At 65.3% G+C, this 13,817-nt stretch carries 13 protein-coding genes; 1 reads left to right on the top strand and 12 read right to left on the bottom strand.

Annotated elements, in window-relative coordinates:
- Positions 1 to 248: 248 nt before the first annotated feature.
- From queC to ACYQ4W_RS03335, 4 genes are read right to left on the bottom strand one after another with little or no spacing between them, the layout of a single operon-like run.
- Positions 249 to 953, bottom strand: coding sequence for a 7-cyano-7-deazaguanine synthase QueC (gene queC / locus ACYQ4W_RS03350; RefSeq protein WP_459852795.1), 705 nt, complete (start codon positions 951 to 953; stop codon positions 249 to 251).
- Between the two features lie 8 nt (positions 954 to 961).
- Positions 962 to 1,612 carry a radical SAM protein gene (locus tag ACYQ4W_RS03345; RefSeq protein WP_459852792.1) on the bottom strand — a complete coding sequence of 217 codons (651 nt, stop codon included), beginning with the start codon at positions 1,610 to 1,612 and terminating at the stop codon, positions 962 to 964.
- Positions 1,609 to 2,004, bottom strand: coding sequence for a 6-carboxytetrahydropterin synthase QueD (gene queD / locus ACYQ4W_RS03340; protein ID WP_459852789.1), 396 nt, complete (start codon positions 2,002 to 2,004; stop codon positions 1,609 to 1,611). The genes ACYQ4W_RS03345 and queD overlap by 4 nt, the downstream gene beginning before the upstream one ends.
- Positions 2,005 to 2,046: 42 nt before the next feature.
- Positions 2,047 to 2,838: a DODA-type extradiol aromatic ring-opening family dioxygenase gene (locus tag ACYQ4W_RS03335; protein ID WP_459852787.1), complete on the bottom strand. Its 792-nt coding sequence runs from the start codon at positions 2,836 to 2,838 to the stop codon at positions 2,047 to 2,049.
- A 165-nt stretch (positions 2,839 to 3,003) separates the two neighbouring features.
- On the opposite strand from ACYQ4W_RS03335, the gene ACYQ4W_RS03330 reads away from it, so the two are divergent.
- Positions 3,004 to 4,197: an anaerobic nitric oxide reductase flavorubredoxin gene (locus tag ACYQ4W_RS03330; protein ID WP_459852785.1), complete on the top strand. Its 1,194-nt coding sequence runs from the start codon at positions 3,004 to 3,006 to the stop codon at positions 4,195 to 4,197.
- Between the two features lie 186 nt (positions 4,198 to 4,383).
- Here ACYQ4W_RS03330 and queF read toward each other — a convergent pair whose 3' ends face one another.
- The 8 genes from queF to ACYQ4W_RS03290 all read right to left on the bottom strand — a co-directional run bounded on the left by queF (position 4,384) and on the right by ACYQ4W_RS03290 (position 13,784).
- Complete coding sequence (queF, locus tag ACYQ4W_RS03325) at positions 4,384 to 4,830, bottom strand: preQ(1) synthase (RefSeq protein ID WP_459852782.1); 447 nt, start codon at positions 4,828 to 4,830, stop codon at positions 4,384 to 4,386.
- A gap of 108 nt (positions 4,831 to 4,938) precedes the next feature.
- Positions 4,939 to 6,108 (bottom strand): diguanylate cyclase, encoded by a 1,170-nt coding sequence (locus tag ACYQ4W_RS03320; protein ID WP_459852779.1) that lies wholly within the window; start codon positions 6,106 to 6,108, stop codon positions 4,939 to 4,941.
- Positions 6,109 to 6,250: 142 nt separating this feature from the next.
- Positions 6,251 to 6,553: a Dabb family protein gene (locus tag ACYQ4W_RS03315; protein ID WP_459852776.1), complete on the bottom strand. Its 303-nt coding sequence runs from the start codon at positions 6,551 to 6,553 to the stop codon at positions 6,251 to 6,253.
- Between the two features lie 31 nt (positions 6,554 to 6,584).
- Positions 6,585 to 8,165 (bottom strand): methyl-accepting chemotaxis protein, encoded by a 1,581-nt coding sequence (locus ACYQ4W_RS03310; protein ID WP_459852772.1) that lies wholly within the window; start codon positions 8,163 to 8,165, stop codon positions 6,585 to 6,587.
- A gap of 9 nt (positions 8,166 to 8,174) precedes the next feature.
- Positions 8,175 to 9,191, bottom strand: a complete 1,017-nt coding sequence (locus ACYQ4W_RS03305) for an alpha-hydroxy-acid oxidizing protein (protein ID WP_459852770.1) — start codon at positions 9,189 to 9,191, stop codon at positions 8,175 to 8,177.
- Between the two features lie 31 nt (positions 9,192 to 9,222).
- Positions 9,223 to 11,373 carry an L-lactate dehydrogenase (quinone) large subunit LdhH gene (ldhH, locus tag ACYQ4W_RS03300; protein WP_459852768.1) on the bottom strand — a complete coding sequence of 717 codons (2,151 nt, stop codon included), beginning with the start codon at positions 11,371 to 11,373 and terminating at the stop codon, positions 9,223 to 9,225.
- Between the two features lie 3 nt (positions 11,374 to 11,376).
- On the bottom strand, positions 11,377 to 12,003 hold the full coding sequence (locus tag ACYQ4W_RS03295) for a LutC/YkgG family protein (protein WP_459852765.1): 627 nt from the start codon (positions 12,001 to 12,003) through the stop codon (positions 11,377 to 11,379).
- A 143-nt stretch (positions 12,004 to 12,146) separates the two neighbouring features.
- Positions 12,147 to 13,784, bottom strand: a complete 1,638-nt coding sequence (locus ACYQ4W_RS03290) for an L-lactate permease (protein ID WP_459854449.1) — start codon at positions 13,782 to 13,784, stop codon at positions 12,147 to 12,149.
- Positions 13,785 to 13,817: the final 33 nt, after the last annotated feature.

Here is a 13,817-nt window from a genome sequence, read left to right as displayed (position 1 = left end):
TTCACCCCCATTTCGCCCCTCTGGCCCGCCACCTCTTTCTTTCTGCCATCCTCTTCCTCGCCGCCCTCTCTGTATCCCCAGCCCGTCTTGGCCGCTGCCTGACGTCCCGCTCAACCGTGCCGGGCACAACCCACCCCGTCCTCCAGCGCAAAGCCCGGAACAAGCGGATGCTTGTCCCGGGCTTTGCGCTGGCATGAGGATTCCAAAGGGGCTCAGACCCTTTGGCCGCCGGAGGCTATTCTCTTTCTTTATTCTCCGCGCAGATACTCGGCGTAACCTTTGGCGCGCAACTCGCAGGCCGGGCAGGCGCCGCAGCCGTAGCCCCAGGGGTGGCGTTCGCCGCGCTCGCCCTGGTAGCAGGTGTGCGTGTGCTCCAAGATGAGGTCCACCAGGGGCTGGCCGCCCAGCTCGCGCGCCAGGCTCCAGGTCTCGGCCTTGGTGCGCCACATGAGCGGCGTTTCGATGACTAGCCGCGTCTGCATGCCGAGGTTGAGCGCCACCTGCAGGGCCTTCATGGTGTCGTCGCGGCAGTCCGGGTAGCCGGAGAAGTCCGTCTCGCACACGCCGGTGATGACGCGCTTGATGCCCCGGCGGTAGGCCTGGGCCCCGGCCAGGGTGAGGAAAATGAGGTTGCGGCCGGGCACGAAGGTGCTGGGCAGGCCGCTTTCGTTCATGGTGATGGCGACATCGTGGGTGAGGGCGGTTTCGCCCAACTGGCGGAACACGTCCATGGAAAGCAAAGTGTCCGCGCCGAGCTTGGCGTCCCAGTCCGGGCGATGCTCGCGCAAACGGGCGAGGACATCAGCCCGGCAGGAAAGCTCCACCGCGTGGCGCTGCCCGTAGTCGAAGCCGATGGTCTCCACGCAGGCGTAGCGGGAAAGCGCCCAGGCCAGGCAGGTTGCGGAGTCTTGCCCGCCGGAAAATACGACAAGGGCGCTGTCTGTGGTCGCCATGTGCTCTCCTAAACGCCGCGCGCTTCCGGCGGCCAGATGTATTTGTGCTGCTGTAGATTGAGGCGCACGTTGAGGCCGTCGGCCAGAATCCAGGCGGCAAGCTCGGCCGGGGCCAGGGCGCCGAACAGCGGCGAGGCGTTCACCGTGTTGCGGCGCGGGTCGACGCGGGACAGAAGGGAGAGCATGTGCGCGTAATCGGCCCGGTCGCCGATGACGAACTTGAGTTCGTCGCGCTCGCGCAGGCGCTCCAGATTGGTGAGGTCCATTTTTTCGGACTCGCCGCTGGAAGGCCCCTTCATGTCCACAATGGCCGCGACCTCCCGGGCCAGCACGCTGATGTCGCGGCTGCCGTTGGTTTCCACCAGAACGCCGCGGCCGGAGCGCGCCAGGGCGTTCATGAGTTCCACGGCGGACTCTTGCAGCAGCGGTTCGCCGCCGGTGAACTCGATGAGGATGTCGGGCTGCGCTTCGCCAAGGGTTTCGATGCGCTCGAGCACCTGGCGCATGGAGAGGCTCTCGCCCCCAGCGTAGGCATAGATGGTGTCGCAGTAGCGGCAGCGCAGGTTGCAGCCCGTCAGGCGCACAAAGACGCAGGGCCGGCCGGCAAAGCTCGACTCGCCCTGCAGGCTCTTGAAGATCTCGCAGACTTGGAGGCTCAAGGCTCCTCCCAGTAGGTGACCTCCGCGCCGGGCGTCTCCGCGATGCGGACGCGGGAAACCTTGGCGCGGCCGCCGGGAACGCGCGCGGCAAGGCGCTGGCCAAGGTCCTCGAACAGAAGCCGGGCGATGTTCTCCGCCGTGGGGTTCTGCTTCGCAAAGGGGGCGAGGTCGTTCAGGCAGGCGTGGTCCAGGGTGGAGAGGGCCTCGCGCACCAGGGCCTTGATCTCGCGGAAGTCGAGCCCCATGCCGAGCTCGTCCAGCTCCTGGCAGAGCACATAGGCCGTGACGCCCCAGTTGTGGCCGTGGGTGTTCTTGCAGTTGCCGGGATAGCCGTTCAGCCTATGCGCGGCGCAGAATTCCGCGCGCACGCTCAGTTCATAGATGCGTTTCATGGCGCGATGCTACGGTTTCGGGTGCTGGCCGTCAACATGGCTTCAGCCCCATGCGTACGCGGCCATGGAGAGCACGCCGTAGGTGTAGCCGTCGTGCAGGATGCGGCCCTTGGCGTCGCCCTCTGCGGTTCCCACGCCCAGGGCCACCAGCAGCGGCAGGTAGTGGTCGGCCGTGGGGTGGTTGTGCCTGGCGTCCGGTCCCTGGGCCAGATAGTCCAGAAGCGGCTCCGTTTCGCCCGCCTCCACGTGTCTGGTCAGCCAGTCGGCGAATTGCCTGGCGTAGGGCACGGGCGGGGCGAATATGTCGTGGTTGAACACATCGCGCAGGTTATGGGTGGCGTTGCCGCTGGCGATGATGAGCACGCCTTCCTCCCGCAGGGGAGCCAGGGCCCGGCCCATCGCCAAGTGCTGCGCCGGGGAGCGCCGGGTCTGGATGGAGAGCTGCACAAGGGGGATGTCGGCCTCCGGATACATGAGCTTGAGCGGCACCCAGGCGCCGTGGTCGAAACCCCGCGCGGCGTCCGGTTCCGCGGACAGGCCGGCCAGCTCCAGCAGCTCTGCCGCGCGTCCCGCCAGTTCGGCCGAACCGGGCGCGGGGTAGGTCATGGCGTACAGATCCTCGGGGAAGCCGTAGAAATCGTACATGGTGTGCGGGGCCGGGCCGCTGGTCAGGCGCGGGGCGCTGGTGTCCCAGTGGGCGGACACGGCCAAAATGGCCTTGGGCCGGGGCAGGCTTTTGCCCAGGCCAAGCAGGAAGTCCCGCGTGGGCACCGGGTCCATGACGAGCGTGGGCGCGCCGTGCGAAACGAAAAGTGCAGGCAATGTGGCGGACATGCGGCTGGCCTCCAGGCTGGATGTGGGCAAGGACAAGAAGATAATACGCAAAGCAGGCCTGGCAAGCCCTTGGGCGCTGTACAGCCCGCTGGGTCTGATGCATAAGATGGGCTATGTCTCGAAACCGGATGCCGCGTCCGGCATCAAGAATATAAGGGGGATCCGATGAGCTTCAAAATCACCGATTGCGTCACCTGGGTCGGCAAGAAGGACTGGGAGCTGCGCCGCTTCCACGGCGAGGAATACTCCACGCACAAGGGCTCCACCTACAACGCCTATCTGGTGCGCGACGAGAAGACCGCGCTCATCGAGACCGTTTGGGCGCCCTTTGCCGCAGAGTTCATCGAACAGCTTGCGGCAGAGGTCGACCTCTCGAAGATCGACTACGTCATCGCCAACCATGCGGAGAGCGACCACAGCGGCGGCCTGCCGGAGCTTCTGCGCCGCATACCAGATGTGCCCGTGTACTGCACGGCCAACGGCGTCAAATCCCTCAAGGGACACTACCATCAGGACTGGAACTTCCAGGTGGTCAAAACCGGCCAGCGCCTGAGCCTCGGCAAGCGGGAGCTCATCTTCATCGAAGCGCCCATGCTGCACTGGCCGGACACCATGTTCTGCTATCTGACCGGCGAGGAGATCCTGTTCAGCAACGACGCCTTCGGCCACCATTTGGCCACGGAGGGCATGTACAACGACCTCGCCGACCAGTGCTCCCTCGTGCAGGAGTGCATCAAGTACTACGCCAACATCCTCACCCCCTTCAGCGCGCTGGTGAAGCGCAAGATCGAGGAGTTCGCGGGGCTCGGCCTGCCGCTCAAGCTCATCTGCCCCAGCCACGGCACCATCTGGCGCGACAACCCCATGCAGATCGTGTCGAAGTACCTGGAGTGGGCGGACAACTACCAGGAGCACCAGGCCACCATCGCTTACGACACCATGTGGAACGGCACCCGGCGCATGGCCGAGGCCATCGCCGAAGGCCTGAACCAGGCCGACCCCACGCTCACCGTGAAGCTGTTCAACGCGGGCAAGGCCGACAAGAACGACATCGTCACCGAGATATTCCGCAGCAAGGCGCTGCTGGTCGGCTCGCCCACCATCAACCGGGGGTATCTGTCCTCTCTGGGTGGCTTGCTGGAGATGGTGCGCGGCCTTGGGTTCAAGAACAAGAAGGGCGCGGCCTTCGGGGCCTATGGCTGGAGCGGCGAATCCGTGAAGATGCTCACCGCGCAGCTAAAGGAATGCGGGTTCGAGGTGGCCGGTGAGGGCATCCGCGCCATGTGGAACCCGGATGGCGACGCCCTGGAGCAGTGCCGCGCCTTTGGCCGCGATTTCGGCCAGGGGCTCAAGGCCTAACCGGGCAAGACAAGCCCGCCCTTGCAAGCAAAAAGGCCCTGGACGCAAGCGCGCCGGGGCCTTTTCTTTGCTGGGGGCCGCGCCGGCCCGTGGAGTCGCGTGGAGAGTCGTGGAGGGGGAATCCTCCCCCGCGATTCCCAAGCCGCCGCGTGGCGGAGTCGTGCCCGCCCGCGGCGCTCTCTTTCTCTAAAAGCGCGTCTCGATGGGCGCGGAGTCGTCGTCCTTGAAAAATTCGGCCGTGACGGTGAGGCTGGTGCCGCCGCGCGGGTTGAACTGCGCCACCACCTGCATCATGCGGGGCTGGCACACGCTGACCAAGTCGTCCAGAATCTGGTTGGTGATGGTCTCCATGAACGAGCCATGGTTGCGGTAGGCCGTGAAGTACAGCTTGAGCGACTTGGTCTCGATGCAGAGCAGGTCCGGAATGTAGGTGATTTCGATGGTGGCGAAATCGGGCTGGCCGGTCTTGGGGCACAGGCTGGTGAACTCCGGATGCTCGAAGCGGATCTCGTAGTCGCGGTTCGGGTACTTGTTGGGAAAGGCCTCAAGGATGGCCGCGGAGGGTTCCTCGAAGGCGTAGCTGGTCTTGCCGGAGCCCAGGTGCTTCAGGCCGGTAACGTCGTCTTTGGTCATGTGCTGCTCCTGAAAGATGAAGTGTCCGGCGGGCGGGAACGCCTCCGGATGATGCACGCATACCCCAGAGCCCGTCCGGGGCCAAGGCTTTTTCGCGCGGGCGGGGCGCTACTGGCCCTCGCCGTGGTGCATTTCCACCAGCCGCACCAGGTCGCGGCGCTGCTCCTGGGTGCCCAGGTCGAAGGAGAGCGCCACCTGATAGCTGCCCGCCTCGCTTTCGCGCTCCAGGCGCACCACGCGCGCCGCAACATGCAGGCCCCGCGTGCTCGGCGCCTCCACATCAAGCGCAACATCCACCTGGGTGCCGGGCAGCATGGGCACGGTGGACAGGCAGAGCATGCCGCCGAAGCTGACGTTCATGGCTGTGACCGTGACGGGCTTGAAGGCCGCGGCGCTGTCGTTGCCGGTGAACTGCACCACCAGATTGATGGGCGAACGCGGGAAGCGGCGGTTGCGCTCCGAGAAGGAGCAGGAGGTGTTGCGGGTGCGCTTGGCCTCGTACAGGGCCTCGTCGGCGCGGCTCACCAGATCGCGGGCGTTGATGGCGTCCTCCGGGAAGGTGGCCGCGCCCAGGCTGGCGCTGATGTGCACTTCCTCGGCGCCGACCTTGATGGGCTGCGCGTTGACGGCGCAGCGCATGCGCTCTGCCGCGGCGATGGCTTGCGCGCTGTCCGTGTGGGGCAGAATGAGCGCGAACTCCTCGCCGCCGTAACGCACCACGTGGTCGAAGGTGCGCGCGGCATCGCGCAGGGCGCTGGCCACGGCCTTCAGCGCATCGTCGCCCGCCAGATGGCCATAGGTGTCGTTGAAGCGCTTGAAGTGGTCCACATCGAGCATGATGAGGGAAAAGCGCTGGCCGAAACGCTTGAAGCGCTCCACCTCGCGTCCTATGGCGTCGTTGAAGTAGCGGCGGTTGTAAAGCCCGGTCAGCTCGTCCACCAGCGCGCCCTTTTCTTTTTGCAGCAGCACCTGCACTTCCACAATGACCGGATCGCGCATCTTGGGGTGCAGGTTCATGAAGTAGTCGCACACGGCCACGCGGATGCCCACGTCGCGCCCGAGAATCAGGTTCAGCCCCTGGTGATGGCGCAGAATCTCGTCCCAGAAGCACAGGGACTCCTCGACGCCGAAGCGCATGCGCGTGAGCAGGTACAGGGCCTCGGCATAGGCCTGATCGCCGTCAATGCGGCCCTCCGGCAGGTCCGCGACGCCCAAACCAATCTGTGAAAGAAGATCCTGAATGCCCGGAACCTGGCACGCCGGCTTGTCTTGGCTCATACGCTCCTCGCAATGAATTTGCTGATACGTCAATGGATTTATTCGATATACGTAAATGTAGTACTACGTGCCAGGGCGAGCCTTTGCAAGAAAAAGAAAAGGCCAGTAATACTGGCCTTTTGTGGATTAGATGTATTGACGGCTAGACTTCGTAGTCAAGCACGCTGCGCGCGGCAACCACCTGCTTCACAAACTCCACGACCTTCAGATGCTCCGGGTGCACCTGATAGGCGTCCAGGTCCGAGCGGGTGTCGAAGACGGAATACAGGACAACGTCGCAGGCAGGACTGGCGGCGAAAACGTCGATGCCCACTTCAAGGGAGCGCAGACAGGAAATGCGGCCGGGCAGCGCTTCCAGAAGCTCCTTCATCTTGCGCGCGTTGGCGGCCTTGTCCGCGCCCTGTGCGCTGTCCTTCAAAGTCCACATGACGATGTGCTTGATCATGAATCCGCTCCTTGCCTGGGTTTGGGGGGCCTCAGCAGGCCCGCATTTTGGCGATTATGTCCGTCAGCTCGTCCGCAAGCCGGGCCAGGTCCTCCACGGCCTGGGTGGCCGCGGCCATGTCCTGGGCCGTCTGCTCGGTGACGGCGCGCACCTGGTCCACGGACCGGGTGATCTCCTCCGCCGAGGCGGACTGCTCTTCCGATGCCGTGGCGATGGTGCGCACCTGGTCCGCGGCGCCTTGCGAAATTTCCTGTATGTTCCGCAGGGTGCGGCCGGCGCTGTCCGCCAGGCCGGTGCTCTGCTCCACCGCCTCGGTCGCCCCGGCCATGCCCTCGGCGGCGCGGCGCGCGCCCTCCTGCACGGAGTTGGTCGCGGTGGCCACCTGCTGCGTGGCCTGCATGGTCTTTTCCGCCAGCTTGCGCACTTCGTCGGCCACCACGGCAAAGCCGCGCCCGGCGTCGCCCGCGCGGGCCGCCTCTATGGCGGCGTTGAGCGCAAGCAGGTTGGTCTGGTCGGCGATGTCGTTGATGACGCCAAGAATCTGGCTGATGCCCGCCACCTGCCCGCCCAGGTCGTTCAGGCGCTCCTGCATGGTCTGGCTGCGCTCGGCCACGCTCTTGATGGCGCGGATGACCTCGCCCACCACATGGGCGCCCTCGTCGGCACGCTGCCGGGCCTCGTCCGTGCCCTGGGCCGCCCTGGAGGCGTTCTGCGCCACGTCGACCACGGCCGCGCTCATCTGCGTCATGGACACGCCGATTTCGCCCACGCGCACCTTCTGGGCATCGCTGCCGCGGCTGGTCTGCCCGATGCTTGCGGAAAGACGCACCGAGGCTTCGCGCAGGCGGCCGCACAGGGCGTTGGCCTGCGCCGCGGTGGCGCCGATGGTGTCGTTCTTCTGGACGATGACCTGCTCCTTCTGCTTGAGCGTCGTCATGTCCAGGTACAGGCACAGCCCGCCCAGGCAGCGCTTGTCGCTGTCGTAGATGGGAAAAACGTTGGCCAGCACGTGCCGCACGCCGCCCTTGTGGCCCTTGATGTCCACCTCAAGGTTGCGGAACACCTCGCCGCCGTTGATGCTTTTGCCCACGGCGGTCTTGCGGCCCGGGTCGTTGTAGAAGATCTCGGCCAGGGTCTTGCCGTAGTAATCCTCGGGACGGCCGCCCAGCTCAAGCATGTCCAGGCATTCCCGATTGGAGAAGACGGCGCGCTCCTTTTCGTCCACCAGCAGAAACGGCACCGGCAGCCCGGCCAGAATGCCCTGGGCCAGGCCGGTCTGGTGCTTGAGCTCCTTTGCCGCTGCGGCCGCAGCGGTCTCAAGCAGCGCCAGAGGATCGCCATTTGATTCCTTGCCCGCGCTGTCCTTGTTGGTCGGCAGAGCGGCAAGGGCGGCCAGAACCGCGTCATGGGCGCGGCGCTGCTGGACGCTGGCGAGGACAAAAGCCAGCGCGCCAAGCAAAAGGGCCGCCGCGATTTGCGGCAGCCCTATTTGGAATGGCGAGGAGGAAAGGAGCCAGGCGGCTCCGGAGGGCACGATGAGAGCAAGAAGGCACACCGAAACGCAGCTGACAACAGGGGCCTTGGCCCCCCAGGCGGATTCGGGTCGCGGCATCTCTCCCCCTTATGCGCTTTGGAACAACACCCGGCCGTCCACGTCAGCCACGCTGGCGCAACCGGTCAGAATCATGGCCTGCACGAGCTCGCTTTTCACCTGGTCCAGATACTTGGCCACGCCCTCACGCTGGCCGCCGATGGCGGCGATGGACACGGGACGGCCGATGAGCACCGCGTCCGCGCCAAGGGCCAACATCTTGAGCACGTCGCCGCCGGAGCGCACGCCGCCGTCGGCCAGAATGGCGAGCTGCCCCTTCACCGCCCGGGCGATGCCGGCGACAACCTCGGCCGTGCCGGGCGTGTGGTCCAGCACGCGGCCGCCGTGGTTCGAGACCACAATGCCCGCGGCGCCGGCGTCCACGGCGCGCTTGGCGTCGTCCGGGGTCATGATGCCCTTGATGACGAACTTGGCGGGCACGTGGGCGATGATGTCCTTGAATTTCTCAATGGGCTTGGGCCCCACGGGGCGGCCCATGAGGCGCAAGGTCACCAGGCCCGCGGCGTCGATGTCCATGCCGACGACGGTTGCGCCGGTGGCCACGGCCTTGTCGAGCTTTTCGAACAGTTCCTTGTCTTCCCAGGGTTTGATGAAGGGAACGCCGGCGCCGCCAAGGGCCTTGATGGTGCTGAAGCCGGCCTCGTGGATGAACGGGGGCACGCCGTCGCCGACGCAGCCCACGACGCCCTTGTCCACGCAGCCGCCCAGCACGGCGTCCACGTATTCCTGCTCGGTTATCTTGCCGCCCATGTTGAAGCTGACCCCGCCGATGGGCGCGGCCAGAACCGGCATGGCCAGCTTGAGGCCCAGCACCGTGGTCGCGGTGTCGGGCTGTTCCGCCCCGTGCAGCAGGCGCATATTGAAGCGCAGCGCGGACAGGGCCGCGACGTTGTTCATAAACGAGGAGCCGGTGCCCAGGCCGCCCATGCCGGGCACCTCGCCCGCGCAGGCCTTGCCGTTACAGACGGGGCAGACCTTGCAGTACCCCTCCATGAGCTCACGAGCGCGTTTGCGCACTTCTTTCATGCCGCCAACCTCCTGATTTCCTGGGCTTCGGCTACTTCAGCCGTTCGGCCAGAGCCTCGGCCACGTGGCGCACCTGCATGGTGCTGCCCTTGGCCTCAAGCCCGCCGCGCAGCTGCATGATGCAGCCCGGACAGTCCGTGAGCAACAATTCTGCCCCGGTCTTCTCCGCGTTCGCAAGCTTTTTCTTCAGCAACTCGGCCGAAAGCTCGGGGAATTTCATGGAATACGTACCGCCGAAGCCGCAGCACACATCCTCTTCCTCGCACGGTATGTAATCAAGCCCGCCGGTGGTCATGAGCTCGCGCGGGGCCTTGGTGACGCCAAGTCCGCGGCACAGGTGGCAGGGCGCGTGGTAGGTGGTCTTCTTGCCGTCCTTGGTGAAGCTTTCGGGCGTCACCTTGAGCACGTCGTGCACGAAGGAGCTGAAGTCGATGACCTTGTCCGCGAACTGCTGCGCCTTGGCCTTCATGGCCGGGTCGCCCGCCAGGATCTCCGGGTAGCCGTGCTTCAGGTGCGAGGCGCAGGAGGCGCACAGGGTCAGGATGTAGTCGCAGGAGGCCGGGTCGAAGGCGTTGACGTTCTGGGCGGCCACGCTCTTGCTGGACTCGCGCTCGCCCATCATCTGCACGGGCAGGCCGCAGCACGACTGGTCCATGGGGAAGCTGACGTCCACGTTGTACTTGCCCAGAATCTTCACCGCGGCCTCGGCCTGCTCCGGGTAGACGAAGTCCTGCACGCAGCCGCTGAACAGCGCCACGCGGAGCTTCGGGTTCGCGACCTTGGGCTTCAGCGCCGCAAAGCGGTCGCGGAAGGGCGACTCGGCAATGGCGGGCAGCGCGCGGAAGTCCTGTCCCTTGGCGAAGATCATGGGCAGGTGGCGCAAGAACGGCGTGCCGCCGGTAATGGGCCGCTGCACGGCCTTGGCCGAGCGCAAGAGCGCGTGGAACAGCTTGCGGCTCTTGAGCACCTGGGCCAGCACCTGGCTTTGCAGCGGGTGGCCTTCTTCGTCCTGAATGCGGGCATGGACCTCTTTGATGAGCCGGGGCAGGTCGATGCCGCCCGCGCACACGGCCTTGCACGCGCCGCAGTTGATGCAGTTCTGCACCAGGTTCTTGGCCTTCTCGCGGCCGTGATAAAAGTAGGTCAGAATGAGGCCGATGGCGCCGATGTAGACGTGGCCCAGCTGGTGGCCGCCGACCAGGCGGTACACCGGGCACACGTTGGCGCAGGCGCCGCAGCGCACGCAGCGCAGCACCTGGGAGAACAGCGGATCCTTGGCCATTTTGCGGCGGCCGTTGTCCAGAAACACCACGTGCATTTCCTTCTTGCCGTTGGCGCTGCTCTGGCACTCGCCCGGGCCGGTGATCCAGGAAACGTAAGAGGTGATCGCCTGGCCCGTGGCGTTTCTGGGCAGGGCGCGGATGACGCGCAGGGCGTCGTTGATGTTGGCGGTGAGCTTGTCCAGGCCGACGAGGGCCACGTGCACGCGCGGCAGGGTCGTCACCAGCCGGGCGTTGCCCTCGTTGGTGCACAGGGCGATGGTGCCGGTTTCGGCGATGGCGAAGTTGCCGCCGGAGATGCCCATGTCGGCCTCGACATATTTGCGCCGCAACTCGCGGCGGGCCACCTTGACCAGCTTCTGGATGTCCACTTCCTGCTTGGCGCCGGTGACGTCGCTGAACAGATCGGCCACCTGGTAGCGCGAAAGGTGGATGGCGGGCATGACCATGTGGGTCGGGCCCTCGTGCCGCAGCTGGATGATCCACTCGCCCAGGTCCGTCTCCGTCACCTCCAGGCCTTGGGCCTCCAAGTGGTGGTTCAGGTGGGTCTCCTCGGCCGTCATGGACTTGGATTTGACGATGCGCTTGACGTTCGCCTTCTGCGCGATGGAGGCGATGATCTCGTTGGCCTCCTGCGCGGTTTTGGCCACGTGCACGGTGACGCCCAGGGCCTCGGCGTTCTTGGTGAACTGGGCGAGCAGCTCGTCCATGTGCGCCATGGCCTCGTCCTTGCCCTTGGCGATTTCCTGGATCAGGCCGTCCACGTCCATGCCGGCAAAGGCGTTGGAGCGCGCGGTGCGGTACGCCACGGCGAACTTGTCCATGGCCTCGCGCAGAAAGTCATTGTGCAGCGCGCCGGAAAGCTCGCCCTTGTATTCTTTCATATTGTGAGCGTTCTGCATGGCCTAGTCCTCCAGAAGCAGAATGTGCATCTCAAGCGGCCCGTGCACGCCGATGGCCAGCACGCGCTCGATATCCGCCGTGCGCGAGGCGCCGGTGACAAAGGCCACATAGGCCGGTCCGTCCTTCGACAGGGCGCGCACCATCTCCTCAACGTCGTAGCTGGTCTCGCGCAGGGTGCTCACCTTGAGCACGCACACGTGGACCTCGCAGAGCATGGTGGCCAGGCGCAGCTCTTCGCTTTTGGAGTCGAGCAGCAGCGTGCCTGTTTCGGCCACGCCCGCCTGGGCGATGGTGAAGCCGATGTCCACGCCGCCCAGGTGCTTGCGCATGCCGCCTTCCTGGCAGTGGATGCTTCTGTCCGCGCAGAGCTGCTTCAGTTTGGCGAAGGCGGCGGGCTCAAGCCCCGGGGCCATGACGACCTTGCCGGGCTTGCTGTCGCACAGCGCTCCCGCCGGGGCGGAGAGCTCAGACTCGCACCCGGACATGAGGATCTGACAGGCTTCCTTCTTGTCGCACACGTCGACAGTGTAGGCCAACGCTTCATCCAGGCTCTTCACCGGCGTCACAATGGCCGAGGTGAGCTTGGCCTTTTCCGTGAACAGCTCCACCAGTCGTTTGAGGTCGCTCATGGCGTCGTCTCCAGTTTCTCGGGTTGCCGCGCGTTCCGGCGCTATGAAAATCGTCGGCCCATCTGGCGCGCATCGCAGCCGGGGCGGGAAATTTGAAAGGAGCCGGACCATGAAGGTCCGGCTCCCGGGTTGCGGTCAGAACGCTAGGGCAGCATCCAGCTCAAGGGGTAAGCCTGGAGCATGGTGAGGCAGCTCACGAAGAGCACCATGGCGACAGAGTGCTTCAGGGTGAAGCGGAAGATGTCGCCTTCCTTGCCGACCATGTTCGAGGCCGCGGTGGCCACGGAGATGCTCTGCGGAGAGATCATCTTGCCGGTGACGCCGCCGGAGGAGTTGGCGGCCACGCACAGTGCGGGGTCGACGCCGATCTGCTGGGCGGTGGTCTTCTGCAGGGAGCCGAACAGCGCGTTGGCCGAGGTGTCGGAGCCCGTCAGGAACACGCCGAGCCAGCCCAGGATGGGGGCGAAGAACGGGAACCAGGCGCCGGTGGCCGTAAAGGCCAGGCCCAGGGTCGAGCTCATGCCGGAGTAGTTCATGATGATGGCGAGACCCAGAATCATGGCGATGGTCACGATGGGGTAACGCAGCTGGTGAATGGTGCGGAACAGGCAGGCGATGGCCTTGCCGAAGCCGTACTTGGGAATGATGAGCACGGACAGCAGGCCGGAGAACAGGATGGCCGTGCCGCCGGCGGAGAGCAGGTTGACCTTGAACACGGCCGCGTACGGGGTGTCCTTGGCAACGACGGGAGCGGTCTTGATGACCAGCTTATGCAGCGCCGGCCAGTCGAACTTGAACGGGGTGATGGTGTCGAGCACCTTCTTGACCGGCTCCAGGCCCCACAAGAGAACCATGAAGGCCAGGATGATGTAGGGACCCCAGGCGCGGATGACCTGGCCGGCGGAGTAGTCGCACTTGGTGACGGTGCAGGCGCTGGCCGGCTCGTCGGGGAAGTGCCACACGTTCTTGGGCTTCCAGACCTTGAGGAACAGGAACAGGCCGATGATGGTCACGATGGCGGAAGCGATGTCCGGCAGGTAGGGGCCGTGGAAGTTGGACATGACGAACTGGGTGCCGGCGAAGCACACGCCGGCCACGATGATGGCGGGCAGCACTTCCATGGAGCGCTTCCAGCCGCTCATAGTGACGGAAAGCCACAGGGGCACGATACAGGACAGGAACGGCAGCTGGCGGCCGCAGATGGCGCTGATCTTCATGACGTCGATGTCCGTCACCTGGGCGGCCACGACGATGGGGATGCCGATGGCGCCGAAGGCCACGGGAGCGGTGTTGGCGATGAGGCAGATGCCCGCGGCGTACAGCGGGTTGAAGCCAAGGCCCACCAGCATGGCCGCGGTGATGGCCACCGGGGTGCCGAAGCCCGCGGTGCCTTCGATGAAGGAGCCGAAGGCGAAGGCGATGAAGATGGCCTGCAGGCGGCGGTCTTCCGTAATGCTGGCCAGCGAGTTTTTGATGATCTCGAACTCGCCGGACTCAACGGTCATGTTGTAAATCCAGATCGCCGTGATGACGATCCAGACAATGGGGAACAAGCCGTAGGCCGCGCCGAAGGCCGTGGCCGAGAGGGCCAGCTTCGCGGGCATGCCCCAAACGAAAATGGACAAAAGCACAGCCGCGGTGGTGGCCACAAAAGCGGCCTGGTGGCCGGGTTTGCGCATCACGGCGAGCATGGTGAAAAGAATGATGAGGGGAATGCCCGCCACCAGCGCCGGGACAAGATAACTGTCGCCGAAAGGCATGTACTTTTGGGTCCAGGTCAAAACCTCTACCACCGTTGGTTCCATAAACTCCTC

This window comes from Humidesulfovibrio idahonensis, from assembly GCF_054657715.1.
The sequence above is the reverse complement of the archived record's forward strand: the minus strand, read 5'-3'. Positions and strand labels throughout refer to the sequence as shown.

Bases quoted from the DNA above. Each gene is read 5' to 3' on its own strand.
- ACYQ4W_RS03320 (WP_459852779.1), bottom strand. From the start codon at position 6,108: ATGAGCCAAGACAAGCCGGCGTGCCAGGTTCCGGGCATTCAGGATCTT.
- ldhH (WP_459852768.1), bottom strand. From the start codon at position 11,373: ATGCAGAACGCTCACAATATGAAAGAATACAAGGGCGAGCTTTCCGGC.
- queC (WP_459852795.1), bottom strand. From the start codon at position 953: ATGGCGACCACAGACAGCGCCCTTGTCGTATTTTCCGGCGGGCAAGAC.
- ACYQ4W_RS03330 (WP_459852785.1), top strand. From the start codon at position 3,004: ATGAGCTTCAAAATCACCGATTGCGTCACCTGGGTCGGCAAGAAGGAC.
- queF (WP_459852782.1), bottom strand. From the start codon at position 4,830: ATGACCAAAGACGACGTTACCGGCCTGAAGCACCTGGGCTCCGGCAAG.
- ACYQ4W_RS03315 (WP_459852776.1), bottom strand. From the start codon at position 6,553: ATGATCAAGCACATCGTCATGTGGACTTTGAAGGACAGCGCACAGGGC.
- ACYQ4W_RS03335 (WP_459852787.1), bottom strand. From the start codon at position 2,838: ATGTCCGCCACATTGCCTGCACTTTTCGTTTCGCACGGCGCGCCCACG.
- queD (WP_459852789.1), bottom strand. From the start codon at position 2,004: ATGAAACGCATCTATGAACTGAGCGTGCGCGCGGAATTCTGCGCCGCG.
- ACYQ4W_RS03295 (WP_459852765.1), bottom strand. From the start codon at position 12,003: ATGAGCGACCTCAAACGACTGGTGGAGCTGTTCACGGAAAAGGCCAAG.
- ACYQ4W_RS03310 (WP_459852772.1), bottom strand. From the start codon at position 8,165: ATGCCGCGACCCGAATCCGCCTGGGGGGCCAAGGCCCCTGTTGTCAGC.
- ACYQ4W_RS03305 (WP_459852770.1), bottom strand. From the start codon at position 9,191: ATGAAAGAAGTGCGCAAACGCGCTCGTGAGCTCATGGAGGGGTACTGC.